Here is a 14,156-nt window from a genome sequence, read left to right on the forward strand (position 1 = left end):
CCACATTTAGGGTAAGATTAATCTGGGTCATATTCATCCTCCATTACATTTTTTCTTGGTCGAAAACATTGTAACATGAGGGTGATATGACCCTTTTTCTATTTACACAATTATATGGACTTTACCCGTATTCTGATTTTATTGTCCATACTTCCAGTTTTATTGTCCATACTTCCAGTTTTATTGTCCGTACTTTTCATATAAAGACTTTTCGACAAAATCCGAGCGTGTTTGTGCTGTACTGAGTTGAGAAATCCGCCCTTGGGTTGTCATATATAAGCATATATGGTCCGTATTTTGATTTTATTGTCCGTACTTGAGATTTAATGTCCGTATTCTGATTTTATTGTCCATACTTCCAGTTTTATTGTCCGTACTTTTCATATAAAGACTTTTCGACAAAATCTGAGCGTGTTTGAGCTGTACTGAGTGCAGAAATCCGCCCTTGGTTTCTCAAACATACTCATATATGGTCCGTATAATCCCAGCGTGATTTTATAAACTGCCAAAGTAGGGTATGTACCAACTGAAAACGTGTATAGTCCCGTTGGAACAGTCCAAAACTAATCTCACGAGAGGTGAAGGAATTGATAAGAAACCGAGGAATTTTGACAGCTTTAGCAGGAATAGGGATTGCACAGGGACTTAAGATTTTTGGTCATAAACGGCTGACAGGCAAGTGGGATTGGCGTCCTATGTTCCAGACAGGCGGCATGCCTAGTTCACACTCTGCAGGTGTGGCGTCATTGGCTACATATGTGGCTGCCAAAAATGGGAGTACATCGGTTGAAACAGCATTGGCCGTCGTATTCGGAATCATCGTTATGTATGATGCGCAGGGAATTCGCCGTCATACTGGAGAGATTGCCAAGCTTGTTAATGATATTGATGCGGATATCGAATTGCTCTCCGGACATTTCCCAGGTCTGGGCCATGTGAAACAGAAGGAAGAGCTGAATGAACTTTTGGGACATCAGCCGGAAGAGGTGGCCTATGGAGCACTTCTCGGGATTGTAATTGGACTGATTAGTGCAAAAACGGACTCTGATTAAAAATTGGCTAATTCAGTTAGATCAGACCTGGAAGGATCAAATTGAAATTGGATAAAAAAGGCGTGCCGGGTGCACGTCTTTTTTTTACGCCTTTGCGTAACCCTAAAAGAAAAAAGGATGTGTCTATTATGAAAAAATGGTTGTCTGTTTTGTTTGCCGCACTGATGCTGTCTGCCGGTGCTGAACCTCAGGAAGTTTATGCAAGGGAACATCAGCAGGAGCCTGCTTATGCTAAATGGTCGCGCATTGCCATTCAGGAGGCAAAAAAGAAATACCCGGACGCTAAGCTCCTGGATTATTTATATATAGGACGTGAAGATTCAGGAAGGACCGCCAAAGAGAAATTCAAACTATGGGTGCGCAGGGACAGCCGGGAGTTTGGATTATTCGTCACCGTGGAGTTCGAGAAAGACACACAGAAAGTAAAAGCGGTCACATTCACTGAATCCGACCGGTAAACACAGGTTTTCCCTCCTGCTGATCGCGGTATAAATAAGTAACTATGGGGGGGAAAGCAAATGTATAAAAAAGAATTTTACGTTTTTGATGATCAAGGTCCGAAGCCTGCTGTTATCCGCAACTATCATGAGTCTGACTTTGATGGATTGATCCGGATTCAGAGGGAGAGCTTTCCTCCTCCTTTTCCAAGCGAGCTCCTGTGGAGCAAAGAGCAGCTTCAAAGCCACATCCGCTTGTTTCAGGAAGGAGCTCTATGCATTGAAGTGGATGGAGTGCTCGCAGGATCCCTGACGAGCCTTTTAGTTGATTATGACGAGAAAGGTCCGGACCATACGTGGGATGATATGACGGACCGGGGTTATATCGGCAGCCATGTTTCAGAGGGCAGAACGCTGTATGTTGTGGATATAGGGGTAAGACCTCAATACCGGAAGGCAGGGCTTGGGAGCTGGCTTATGTTTTCTGCCTATGAATTGGTTGTACATAAAAAGCTTGATCGTTTGCTCGGAGGCGGAAGAATGCCGGGCTACTATAAAAAGTCAGATGAACTGAAACCTGAAGAGTATTTAGAGGGTGTTGTAAACGGGGAGTTAAAGGATCCGGTCCTTACCTTTTTGCTCAGGTGCGGCCGCACCCCTTTGAAGGTCATGGGGAACTATTTAGAGGATGAAGAATCATGCCATTATGCTGCATTGATGGAATGGAAGAATCCTTTTGCTGGAAAGTAAATAGCAATTATTGCTGTTTTCTATTCATCTTTTTTAACATATATCCTTGCTGTTGCTGCAGCAGGCTTGGTAAGGCTTTCATGAATGACAGCATGTAAATATTTTTTTAAGAAAATAAAATTATGGTTTGACATTTTTTTGTGCAGCCCTTAAGGTAGTAAAAGATTGTTTATGAAATGCCCATAAATTTACGAACTTCTTATCACGAGAGGCGGAGGGACTGGCCCTGCGATGCCTCGGCAGCGGACTTTTTTAAGAGTGCTGTGCCAAATCCAGCAAGCAAATGCTTGAAAGATGAGAAGAGTGTCCTGATTATTGTGTATTAAGGCCTCTTCTTAAGGATAAGAAGGGGTCTTTTTTATGAACAGAATTGATGCGAGGTGGGAAAATGAACGTGAATCGTGAAGTAAAAGCAAATCCGCTGGCGCTGCTGCCGCTGCTGATTTTTATCGCCCTTTTTATTACGGCAGGTGTGATCACCGGGGACTTTTATAAACTGCCGATGGTTGTATCCATTTTGGTCGCAGTAGCCGCAGCGCTGTTTATGAATAGAAAAGAAACGCTGAATTCGAAGGTTGAGCGCTTTGCAAAGGGTGCCGGCCATCCGGATATTATGATTATGGTCTTTATTTACATCCTGGCAGGTGCTTTTTCGGAATCGGCCAAAGCTATGGGAGCAGTTGAATCGACAGTAAACCTGGCTCTGACCTACTTTCCACAGAGCTTTCTTGTAGCAGGATTGTTCATTATTGCAGCGTTTGTTTCCCTTTCAATGGGAACATCAATGGGGACGATCGCAGCTCTTGGCCCTATAGCAGCAGGAATCAGCGGGGAAACTGAAATCCCTGTAGCACTTGCTGTGGCTGCCGTTATCGGAGGAGCAATGTTCGGAGATAATCTCTCCTTCATATCCGACACTACGATTGCGGCGGTCAGAACCCAGAAGACAGAAATGCTGGATAAGTTCAAAACGAATTTCTTTATTGTTTTGCCGGCAGCAGTCGTCACAGCGATCATTTTGATTGTGATCTCTGCAGGAATGGATTCCACAGTGGAAACGAAGGAATTCAATTTCATTAAAATGCTCCCATACCTTGGAGTATTGATTGGAGCTCTGGCAGGACTGAACGTTGTTGCCGTGCTTGGGGGGGGAATAGTATTGACCGCGATCATCGGACTCTCCGATGGCAGCTTCAATATCCTTTCTTTTTCCCAATCGCTAATGGACGGAGTATCAGGAATGGCTGAACTTATTATCCTCTCTGTTTTGATTGGCGGAATGGTTGAGCTGATCAAGCACAATGGAGGAATTCAGTTTATTCTAAATGCCATGACGAAAAATATCCGATCAAAAAGAGGCGCAGAACTTGGAATTGCCGGTCTGGTGGGTGCAACAAATCTATCAACGGCAAATAATACCATTTCTATCATTACTGCAGGCCCGCTTGCCAAAAACATTGCGGATCAGTACGGGATTGATAACAGAAAATCTGCAAGTATTCTCGATATCTTTTCGTGCAGCGTACAGGGGCTGATTCCTTATGGGGCTCAGATGCTTGCGGGGGCTCAGCTTGTTAAAGCCTCACCGCTCAGCATCATCCCGTACACGTTCTACCCGATGCTGACACTTGTTTGCGGACTTCTGGCTATTGCGTTTGGCTTTCCGAAGCTGAAGCCTAAATCAAATAAGCAGGATTCCGATGCAGCTGATGTAAGAGAAAATTACAGTTGATTTTTCAGGGGCGATACGAGGCAGGAGTATCGCCCATTTTTTTGACAAAAATCAATTTGTGATGCAAAATAGGCTCGGGGACGAGAGGGAAAGTCAGGATGGAGAGCCTATAGAAATTTTTCAGCCAGTCATGGGTACCTTGTTCCGGACGACAGGTTTCGACAAAATGCGTGATTTTTTGTAAATATCTGTTCCTATAAAAATTTTTGATGATTTTTATCGCTGGAACAATTAATGACTAACACATCATTTTTAGTTTTTAAAAAAAGCTGATGACTTTGTGCTCATGCTTAATCAGGGCTTGGTTGCGCTTACAGCCCCATCACTCCATCTTAAGACCTCTATGGGGTTCCCGTACGAAAGCATGCTTTTCAAATTTGTCTTACACACATAGACAGATATCGTTTAGAATGGGAAAGTACTAACTCAGTAAAGGAGCGATATGAGAATGTCAACTGAGGCTATTAAGAAAAGCGGCAAAGCTTATTTATTTGAAATCCATTTCCTTCGTGCCCTCGCTTGCCTGGGGGTGCTGGCAGTGCATGTATCTGCTACCTACTACGGCATGAATGGAGAAAAGTTTGATGCGTTTTCCCACTTTTTAAATCAGGTAGGACGATTTGGAACACCTATATTTGCAGTAATCAGCGGATTTTTGCTGTTTTTACAGGTGCGTAATAAAGGATTTCAATTTGGAAAATATATTAAGTCAAGATTTGCAAAGGTTATCATTCCGTTTATTTTATGGAGTGTAGCCTACCGCTATATGATGTATTTGTACACAGGCAAGGGCATTGCAGATCCAGCTACAGAAATCATTACGTTTTTGGAAGGCGAGTCCTTTTACCATCTCTATTTCATCTCTATTGTATTACAGTTTTATTTAATCTTTCCGCTGCTGGCAAAGCTTTTTAACTCTCAATCCTTGATAATTGTTTTTGCATTCGTATCTCTTATTATCAGTTATAACCTTTATGGAATACAGCCTCCGTTCGACGGGGCGCTTGGAGAGTTTATCGCAAGCAAAGCGTTTATGCCTGTCTGGATTTTCTACTTTGCTTTCGGAGGATTAATGGCCTATTACTGGGAAGGCATCCGCGATTTCGCAGTTAAAAGACCGATTACAATGCTGCTCGTTACAATTGCCGTTACTATTGGATGCGTCATTGAGTACAAAACAGTCGGCTACGTTTCAAACCGCAGATTAACCAATCTGGTAAACATCCCGCTGCTGTGTGTGTCCATTGTGGGCATGTACCCGCTGCTTTCAAAGTTTGCAGCAGTGCGGCAGCCGCTTGTACTCCTTGGGAAGTATTCAATGGGAATTTATTTGATTCATCCAATGATCCTGTATCTGCTTGCAAGACATCTGCCTGAACAGTACTGGAGCTTCGCTTATGTAGCACCAATGTTTATCGTTGTCACGGTCCTGTGTGCAGCAGCGATTAGACTTATTACGTTCCTGCCGCTTTCCACTTATCTTCTGCCTGTACCGAAGATTAAAAAATCAGGTTCCGGTAAGCACTCGAAAGCGCAAGATGGCGTAAAACAGCCAGCCTAAAAAAAGGATAAATCCTTAAGAAAAAGCTCAGTGCATTAAGCACTGGGCTTTTTCTCCGCTGTATTCGGCGGTCAATCTTCAAGATTTCTTTTTGTCCGACTTTACCGAGGTCACATAAAGATAGATGATAATGAGAATGAGGAAAATGGACATTGAGAAAAGATCGTTCATGGAGGACGTTTTCAACTCATGCGTAAACGTTTTCATGATCATGTTCCACGAATAGCCCTGATACAAATCAATACAGGCAATCCCGATAAAAAGGACGATTATGATCGTAAGTGAATAGGCTATCGTTTTCATTTCTGTTAATGCTCTTTTAAATTTCTTTATAATGGTCAACTGCATCACCTTTTTTCCTTTTTTTCAGCCAAAGAACGAAAAGCAGGACAGCTGGAATGATCATCTGAAAGGGAACGTGGAGAAAAAATGGAACAAAATTGAGACCTTCCTGGAAATGTTCATATTGAGTGTTGGCAACAGAGAGTGAGGCAAAGGTGATTCCGATTCCATAAATCAGGGCGGGAGGCACCGGGTTATTTGTGCCGGTTAACTCGACCGTACTTCTAAGTGCGGCATAGAAAAACATAAACACTTTCACAAAACCCACGATAATCATTAAAATGACAACGATGGAGTCTAGCCTCTGGATAAAGTCTGAAATGTTGATGAGAGAGACCGTGGCAAGAATCGGAAAGACAAAGTTTTTCGTCATTTCTGCTCCGAGGATGGAAACATGAAGCAGGGCAGTTGTGCACAGGACCAGTGTGGCCAAAAAAATTGAGGTCAGTGTTGTTTTGATCAGCTTCGCGCCTTCTTGAACAAGAGGATAAAACATCGTAAATACAATCATTTCCCCAAATGGGAAGGTCATGACTGTTGGAAACACCGTTTTTAAAAGAGGAAGCGGTCCATCCTGAAGTACGGGAAGCAGCTCGTTTACATCCACAATTCTGGAAATGACTTCAAAAGAGACAACAACTAAAAATGGGATTGTAATAGCAAAAAACAGGGGCTTTGAAACACCTGCAATCACTTGGACCCGTTTGATTGCAAAATACATGACTGCCAGCATCATAAAGCTGCTGATCACGATTAAAAACGTTTCATCATAGGCTGTAATGATAAGCAGCTCCCCAAAATCCCTCAGCACCCGGGTACAGATATAGAGAAAATAAAGAATGTAAAGGGAAGAAACGGCGATTCCAGCTTTTTTCCCGAGAAGCATGATCAGTATTCCGATAATTGTTTTTCGTCCTGAAAGCCTGGATAAATAAATATAGACAAGGAGATTCGGAATGCTGGCGGCAAACCCGATCAGCATGGCCAGCCATGCATCCTTCATAGCTTCTTTAGCGGGATCAAGAAGGATGGCACTGCCGATTTCAAATATAAAAATTAAATAAAACAGCTGCCTTGATGAAATTTTCCCCATAAGAATCCCTCTTTACATATGACTTTCGACTACTCCGCCCCTAAGCAATTCGGTTGACACCTGAACGCGAACTTCCGCATCTTCATACAGCTGTTTCCAACGGTCTTTAACCTCCTTCCATTTCTTCGGTTCACGCTGGGCAAACTTCATTCCGAAGCCGAAAATATCTGATTGTTTATCCTGAGATGCTTGAACTGCCCGAAAGATACCATCTTTAAGCTCGGCTGTCATCAGATTCTCCAGCTTTCTGATCATTTTTTCCGTGAGCTGTTTTTCCTTCATGCACCCCAGGGAATAAAGCTCGCTTCTTGTGAAGATTTTTATATCAATATAAATTTTTCCGGCCTTTTCTCTAACATTCAAATTTGATTTTGAATAGGGAAGCTCATACGATATATGTTCTCCATCGCAGGCTACATTAATAAATGTCCGGCGTGCCTGATTCTTAAGAATGAGCATCGCTTTTGTTTCTTCTGGACCAATCCAGTATTTCAGCTTTGAATCTTTTCCAAAAATAGCCGTATACCCGACGGCTGTAGAAAATGGTTCGCTTTGTTCAAGATTTTCCTGCTTTTTAAATACTTCTGGGTCTCCGCGGTTATAAATGCCTGGCATGACGGCATCCGAACCCTCAAAGCCGGTCATTTTCGCCCAGTCTACAATATTGACTTTCGTAACGGTTCCGTAGTTTTCAAGGTTGTTTTCCACTTTCCCTTGAGCGGATAAGGCAGGAACCTTCGTTAAAGGAGGAAGGGCGGATAGCACTTCAAGAGCGGTCTGGCCTTTGGCCGTAAAAAGCAGCAAGCTGCTCCGGATATCCGATCCGCGTTCCATATGTTCAATGATTTCATTTATTCCCCGTTTTGCGAGCTCTTCTCCTATGACGACGACAGACAAATGACTGTAAAAGGTTCTTCTGGATATTTTGGATACCGCCTCCTGAAAGGCTTCATTTACGGACGCTCCTTCACCGACCATGTTGATGACCGGGACAGCTTTTCCGCCGGGGGACATTCCCGCTCCGGTTGAAATTTCACTTGGGTCTACAAGCTGCAGGGTAACCTGGTATCCTTGATCTGCTGTATCTACCCCGATTCCGATAACAATCGAAAGATCGTTTAATTCCTGCTGGGTACCGCATGAGGCTAAAATGGGAAGCATGCAGAGAAGAATCATCCACTTTATCACGTTTTGCTGCCTCCCTTGCCGGCCTGCATTCCTTTTGACATATAAGGTGTTCCAAGCGTGGTTATCTGGTAAAGATGACCGGCAAACATAATAGCTGCCAGCATCAGTCCGTAATAGCCCAGGAAGTAAGTTACGAACATCAGGATGAATCGAACCATGCGTGCTGTGATGGCCAGGCTGTAATTTGGCAAAGTAAAGCTTGAAATGGCGGTAATTGAGACAACGATCACAACTGCTGTAGATACCAGTCCTGCCTGTACCGTTGTCTGTCCGATAACGAGCGCTCCTACAATAGAGATGGCTTGGCCAATTGCCCTTGGAAGCCTGACGCCTGCTTCGCGCAGAATTTCAAATGTTACTTCCATAATCAATACTTCAATCAGGGCCGGAAAAGGCACCCCTTCGCGCTGTGAGTACAAACTAATCAGTAAAGAAGTTGGAATAAGGGCCTGATGATGGGTAATCATTCCGATATATATGGAGGGTGCGAAAACAGACAGGAAAAAAGAAAGGTATCTAAGCAGTAAAATCAGCTTTCCTGCAGCGTTGGACTGATAGAGATCCTCTGGTGAGTAGAAATAGTGCTTAAAGCTTGTCGGGCACAATAAAACAAACGGTGTTCCGTCGATTAAAAGGGCGATTCTTCCGGCAATCAGACTGCTTACCACTTCATCCGGCCGTTCTGTATGATTTATTGTGGGGAAAAGAGTAACCTGGTGATCCTCAAGCACTCTTTCAATATAGCCGGATTCTAATACGAGCTTCGTTTCATTATCCTTCAATCGTTTTCTTATCAGCTTCAGTGTAGCCGGACTGGCTTTGCTTTCCAAATACATCAAATTGACCTTAGTAGCAGAAATTTCTCCGATTTTTAATTGCTCCAGTTTAAGGTCATGAGTTTTTAACCTTCGCCTGATCAGAGCTGTGTTGGTCCGGATTGTCTCATTGAAGCTCTCTTTAGGGCCGCGGATGACCATTTGAGAAGACGCTTCCTCTACCGGTCTGTGTTCTCCTCCAGATGTTTCGAGGTCGATAAATCCTTTGTAGCCATCAATAAGCAGGACGGTGTGACCCTCGAGTACAGCTTCCGCCGCCTCCATAGGGGAGGTTCCAATAGACAAATCGCTTGCCAGGACCCTTCGCGTAAGCTTTTTAAGGAAATCCTTTTTTAAAGGAATCTCGTTTGAATTCAGGATGGGCTGGAGAATTTTCTCTGTTACTTTCGTATCATCTGAAATCCCTTTTAAGCGGATAAGACAACCTTCGACTGCAGGCTGGGATGGAAGCAAAATAGGATGGAAGGACAAATCCTGCATGGGATGAAGGATCGCTGTTATAGCATGTTTATTTTCCTTAAGGCTCCCGTTGAATCCCTCTTTTAGATCCATTGCTTATCCCCCCCTGTGCTGCCGAAGCTTCGATTTATTGTTTGTGAAATCGTTAAATTTATGTAACAAAGCCGGAAAAAGGGGTTTTGTATTAAAAGAATGTGTTACGATTGTATTAGATAATATTACTGAACATAGAAGACATCATTATTTTTCACAAACTTAGAAGGTTTTATTGAATGCTCCCAGAAATATATATAATCTTCATTCTTCCTTCAGTTGATCGACTTTCATCATGCCATCTCCGCTTTAATTAAATAACCTCTAAAAAGCAATTCCGGCTGCTGACTCCATCCAAGGGAGATAGAGCCTTTGCTTAGCCGCTGCGAGCCTTTCCCGGACCTGGCGTCAAAAAAATTCATTCTTACGGTTTATAGTATTTTCTACTGGGTATATATTAAGTTAATTATTTTTCTCTAAAAACCATCCTATAATGATGACTGGGCATAACCATACCTTATTTGCCTAACTTATGTTAGGCTTTGTTTACTGGCATTTTTAAGCGTGAGAACTTAATAAAGGCAGGTGAGGAAAAATGAATATTCAAGTGGAAGAGCTAAGTAAGCTTCTGCTGGATGGAAAAGTAATGAAAGCCTGGACCTTTCTCCAATCTTCAGCCTCCGGCAAGAACACCATGGAGTTTTACGATATGATAAAAGAAGCGATGTACCACATCGGTGAGCTTTGGGAAGAAAATAGGATAACCGTTGCCGAAGAGCATGTAGCTTCCCACGTATGCAAAAACCTTCTTTCATATAAGTACTATCACTCTCTAAAGCAAACCTATCATGTCATTCCTTTGAAAAAGAAAAAAGCAATGTTCTTTTGTGTTGAAGGGGAAGAGCACGATTTGGGAGTGCATATAGTTTCAAACTATTTTCACGAAAACGGATGGGATACACAGTGTCTCGGCAGAAATCTAAAGCTTGAACATGCACTGCAATTTGCAGAGAAATTTAAGCCTGAAGTTATTGGGATTTCAGTGAATATCGTCTACAATCTGCCGCTCGTTAATAAATATATTGAAGTGTTGGAGGAATTGCCGTTCGGACCGGTTATCATGGTAGGTGGGAAGCTTGCAGCCAGCCACGATCTGGAGTTTCATTGTCCTCCCGGCACGATGATTATCCGCAGCCTTACAGAGATTGAGGATCTAATTAACTATACAGGGACTGTTCAACATGGAAATGCAATTAATGTCTAATAAATACGAGAAGGTACCTTTCTCTTATTTTATGGTAAATCGGCGGCTTAACATTCTCGCTGTTTCAAAGAGAACCCATAATGAATTTGATGAAGCCTTCAACTTCATTGATATAGTAGGAATTGGAAGCAAAAAGAAGGCGGCATCGTTTATCCTTGATACACCGTCTATTTCAAGGATTGAGCTTAACATGAAAACGAAAAGCAAACCGCTATGCCTGTTTGACATATACATTCAGTATGAAAACAAAGATACCATTCATATTTTTTGCGTCAATAAAGAAGAATCGCTGGAGCCTGTTTATCAGGCGATGAAAAACCTTGAACTGGATTTAATGAAAGCCAATCAGTCGCTGCTGGAGAAAAATGCCCAGCTTGAGAAGTCTCTTAAGGAAATGAAGGAGCTGGCTGTACAAAACCATCATGTACGGTCCTTTAAGGAGATTGCTGCCAGTATTTCAAGCGATATTTCCAGCCCGCTCACCAGCATAAAGGGATTCTTTAACCAGGTGAAACCGCATCTCATCGACCCGGGTGAAAAAACGCTGTCCTTTGAAGCGCTGAATCGGGCGAATGATGAACTGTATGAATACTTATTTGACGAGCGTCCTCCAATCATGGCGAAGAGGAAGGTATTGCTTTCCCAGCTGCTTGACGAAACGGCGATGATTGCGAAAAGGGAAGCCTTGAATTTTGGCTGTGAAGTTCATTATCAGGCCAATTTAAAAAACCCGGTGCTGTTTGTGGATAATCGGAAAATTACACAGGTTCTTCTAAACATTGTCAGGAATGCGATGGAATCATTTATGGGAACCGTCGGTTGTAAGGGGAAAATTGAAATTTTCACAACCCTGAAAAGGGAATCCATAGAAATCATCGTTGACGACAATGGCTGCGGTATTGAAGAAGAGATAATGGAAAAGCTATTCATTCCATTTTCAACTAACAAAACTTCAGGAAAAGGGCTTGGCCTGGCCGTCAGTATGGAGATTCTGAAAAATCACGAAGGAAAGATTGAAGTGACCAGCAAAAGCCGTTTAGGGACGAGAGTTAAGCTGGTCCTGCCTTATGTAGAGCTATATTAAACCCGGCACTCATGATGAGTGCTCTTTTTAATGATGTGAATCATAATCCTTCTTAGGAAGATGTGTGTGAAGACTAGTAAGAGAAAATAAAAAATTGTCAGTAAACAATTTTTCGGCTATACTATGAGTACAATTTGCCGAAGGAGGTGGAGAAGAGATGAAACGTTCTGCAATTGCACAGGCTGACCGACTGACATTCCTATATTTATGCCGTGCAATTTTTCATGCAGCAGCTGCCAACGGGACACGTCTGTCCTTTTTCGCAACTGCATAGCATGACAGAATGTTAAGAAGAATCTCTAATCTGCTTATAAAGTGCGCTATGGGAGAGCTTGTTAGCTCTCCTTTTTTGTGCTTTTTTGGCCGGGATGAGCAAATTCTGCTTATTCCGGCTTTTTTTGCATCGTTTGATTCGAGTGTAAAGCATAGCAGCGGGTGTGAGGAGACCACGATTAATCCATAAAAAAATAAATTTGGAGGTGTTTAGCCAATGATTATTTGTTCTGTACAAAATGTTTCAAAATCCTTTGGGTCGCATTTGCTGTTTGAAAACTTATCATTAGAAATTCACGATAATGACCGGGTAGGTTTGGTTGGCCGGAATGGAACCGGGAAAACAACCATATTTAACATCATTAAGGGCAAGGAGCTACCTGATGCAGGAGTTGTGTCTGTTAGAAAAGATACGAAAATAGGTTATCTTGCACAAATTCCAACGGCTGCAGCGGGAGAGACAGCAGAAGGAATCCTTAGGAGAGCTTTTGAGGATTTACGTTCAATACAAAGGAAAATGAATGATCTTGAAGCTGTAATGGCAGGAGCGGACCGTGCAGAATTGGAAAGGGTTCTAATCCGTTACGGCAGCCTGCAGGATCAATTTGAGCGTCTTGGAGGATATGAAATGGACTCAAAGCTAAGCAAGGTAGCTGACGGTCTGCAGATTTCAGGCCTGTTGGACCAGCCCTTCTGCTCTCTAAGCGGCGGTGAGAAAACGAAAGTCGGGTTAGGAATGATTTTACTTCAGGAGCCTGATTTGCTCCTTTTAGATGAACCTACGAACCATCTGGATATTCGGGCAGTGGAATGGCTGGAGCAATTTCTTGGGGAGTATAAAGGAACCGTCATCATGATTTCACATGACCGGCATTTTCTGGATGAAACCGCAACAAAAATTCTGGATTTAGACGATGGAGAAATAACCGTCTACCACAGCAACTACACTGGATTTACAGAAGAGAAGCAAAATCGGCTCCTTCTTGAATTCCAGGCTTACCAAGAACAGCAGAAGAAAATCAAGAAAATGAAGGAAGCCATTAAGCGTTTGAAAGAATGGGCAAACCAGGCAAACCCTCCTAATGAAGGACTTCATAAGCGGGCTCGAAATATAGAAAGAGCGATGGAGCGCATGGAAAAGCTGAAGAAGCCGGTGCTTGACCATAAAAAAATGGATCTTACCTTCAATGGAAGTGACAGGAGCGGCAAAAGAACTGTGGTAATCGATGGAGTGACGAAGCGCTTTGGAGATAAACTTTTGTTTAACAATACGAATCTGGAGGTGCTGTATAAGGATCGGCTGGCCATTGTGGGAGAAAATGGATCAGGAAAGTCAACGCTTATCCGTATGATTTTAAATCAGGAATATCCGGATTATGGATCTGCAAGGCTTGGCAGCAGTGTAAAGACAGGATATCTTGCCCAGCAAATGATCTCACAAAATAAAGAAAATGAAACCATTATCCAATGTTTCCGCAGCGGAATTTCAATAACAGAAGATGAGGCCCGGCATGTACTGGCAAAATTTTTATTTTACGGCGCGTCCGTATTTAAGAAAATGGAAACCACCAGTGGTGGAGAGAAAATGAGAATTCAGCTTGCTAAGCTGATGCACCAGGATATTAACCTTCTTATTCTTGATGAACCTACAAACCATTTGGACATTGAGTCAAGAGAGGTGCTGGAGGACGCGATTGAACATTTTGACGGGACGGTGCTCGCGGTGTCGCATGACCGGTACTTTTTAGAAAAGCTCTTTACCAAAACCGCCTGGATCTATAATCAGAAATTGCATAAATTCACAGGCGGTTATCGCTATGCCAGGAGCAAAATGGAGGATTTATTCCTCCAGACTGAACTCCAGAATGAGCGGAAGCCGTCTGCAGAAAGACCAAGAAGTGCCCATGAAATTGAAGTGGAATTAGAAGTGCTTGAGCAGGAAATTGCACTTCTGGAAGAAATACCGAAAGCTGCAGAAAAACTCCGGCAGCTTCAGAGCAAGCGGGAAAAACTGTATGAACAGCTTCTATTGGCAGAATAGCAGCTGCATAA

13 protein-coding genes and 1 riboswitch are annotated in these 14,156 nt (G+C 42.8%); of the genes, 9 read left to right on the forward strand and 4 right to left on the reverse strand.

All coding sequences use genetic code 11. The features are described from left to right. Positions 1-587: 587 nt before the first annotated feature. From ACQCVE_RS18055 to ACQCVE_RS18075, 5 genes are all read left to right on the forward strand, one after another. Complete coding sequence (locus ACQCVE_RS18055; protein WP_426846997.1) at positions 588-1,052, forward strand: divergent PAP2 family protein; 465 nt, start codon at positions 588-590, stop codon at positions 1,050-1,052. Between the two features lie 128 nt (positions 1,053-1,180). Further along, complete coding sequence (locus ACQCVE_RS18060; RefSeq protein WP_426846996.1) at positions 1,181-1,510, forward strand: DUF3889 domain-containing protein; 330 nt, start codon at positions 1,181-1,183, stop codon at positions 1,508-1,510. Between the two features lie 60 nt (positions 1,511-1,570). Next, on the forward strand, positions 1,571-2,239 hold the full coding sequence (locus ACQCVE_RS18065) for a GNAT family N-acetyltransferase (protein ID WP_426863577.1): 669 nt from the start codon (positions 1,571-1,573) through the stop codon (positions 2,237-2,239). 196 nt (positions 2,240-2,435) lie between these two features. Then, positions 2,436-2,540: riboswitch (SAM riboswitch) on the forward strand. An 87-nt stretch (positions 2,541-2,627) separates the two neighbouring features. After that, on the forward strand, positions 2,628-3,971 hold the full coding sequence (locus ACQCVE_RS18070; protein ID WP_426846994.1) for a Na+/H+ antiporter NhaC family protein: 1,344 nt from the start codon (positions 2,628-2,630) through the stop codon (positions 3,969-3,971). Positions 3,972-4,419: 448 nt separating this feature from the next. Beyond that, positions 4,420-5,532 carry an acyltransferase gene (locus ACQCVE_RS18075; protein ID WP_426846993.1) on the forward strand — a complete coding sequence of 371 codons (1,113 nt, stop codon included), beginning with the start codon at positions 4,420-4,422 and terminating at the stop codon, positions 5,530-5,532. 78 nt (positions 5,533-5,610) lie between these two features. On the opposite strand, the gene ACQCVE_RS18080 is transcribed toward ACQCVE_RS18075, so the two are convergent. The 4 genes from ACQCVE_RS18080 to ACQCVE_RS18095 are packed head-to-tail and all read right to left on the reverse strand — an operon-like array spanning position 5,611 to position 9,543. Next, positions 5,611-5,880 (reverse strand): hypothetical protein, encoded by a 270-nt coding sequence (locus ACQCVE_RS18080; RefSeq protein WP_426846992.1) that lies wholly within the window; start codon positions 5,878-5,880, stop codon positions 5,611-5,613. Further along, positions 5,852-6,967 (reverse strand): GerAB/ArcD/ProY family transporter, encoded by a 1,116-nt coding sequence (locus ACQCVE_RS18085; protein ID WP_426846991.1) that lies wholly within the window; start codon positions 6,965-6,967, stop codon positions 5,852-5,854. The genes ACQCVE_RS18080 and ACQCVE_RS18085 overlap by 29 nt, the downstream gene beginning before the upstream one ends. Before the next feature lie 12 nt (positions 6,968-6,979). Then, positions 6,980-8,155 carry a Ger(x)C family spore germination protein gene (locus ACQCVE_RS18090; protein WP_426863578.1) on the reverse strand — a complete coding sequence of 392 codons (1,176 nt, stop codon included), beginning with the start codon at positions 8,153-8,155 and terminating at the stop codon, positions 6,980-6,982. Further along, complete coding sequence (locus tag ACQCVE_RS18095) at positions 8,152-9,543, reverse strand: spore germination protein (RefSeq protein ID WP_426846989.1); 1,392 nt, start codon at positions 9,541-9,543, stop codon at positions 8,152-8,154. The genes ACQCVE_RS18090 and ACQCVE_RS18095 overlap by 4 nt, the downstream gene beginning before the upstream one ends. A gap of 535 nt (positions 9,544-10,078) precedes the next feature. Between ACQCVE_RS18095 and ACQCVE_RS18100 the strand changes: the two genes are divergently transcribed. The 4 genes from ACQCVE_RS18100 to abc-f all read left to right on the forward strand — a co-directional run bounded on the left by ACQCVE_RS18100 (position 10,079) and on the right by abc-f (position 14,145). After that, positions 10,079-10,747: a cobalamin B12-binding domain-containing protein gene (locus tag ACQCVE_RS18100; RefSeq protein WP_426863579.1), complete on the forward strand. Its 669-nt coding sequence runs from the start codon at positions 10,079-10,081 to the stop codon at positions 10,745-10,747. Next, positions 10,725-11,831, forward strand: coding sequence for an ATP-binding protein (locus tag ACQCVE_RS18105; protein ID WP_426863580.1), 1,107 nt, complete (start codon positions 10,725-10,727; stop codon positions 11,829-11,831). The genes ACQCVE_RS18100 and ACQCVE_RS18105 overlap by 23 nt, the downstream gene beginning before the upstream one ends. Positions 11,832-11,988: 157 nt before the next feature. Beyond that, on the forward strand, positions 11,989-12,105 hold the full coding sequence (locus ACQCVE_RS18110; RefSeq protein ID WP_426846986.1) for an RAxF-45 family protein: 117 nt from the start codon (positions 11,989-11,991) through the stop codon (positions 12,103-12,105). Positions 12,106-12,321: 216 nt separating this feature from the next. After that, positions 12,322-14,145, forward strand: coding sequence for a ribosomal protection-like ABC-F family protein (gene abc-f / locus ACQCVE_RS18115; protein ID WP_426863581.1), 1,824 nt, complete (start codon positions 12,322-12,324; stop codon positions 14,143-14,145). Positions 14,146-14,156: the final 11 nt, after the last annotated feature.

The organism is Metabacillus sp. 113a (assembly GCF_050107635.1).
Classification (GTDB): domain Bacteria; phylum Bacillota; class Bacilli; order Bacillales; family Bacillaceae; genus Metabacillus_B.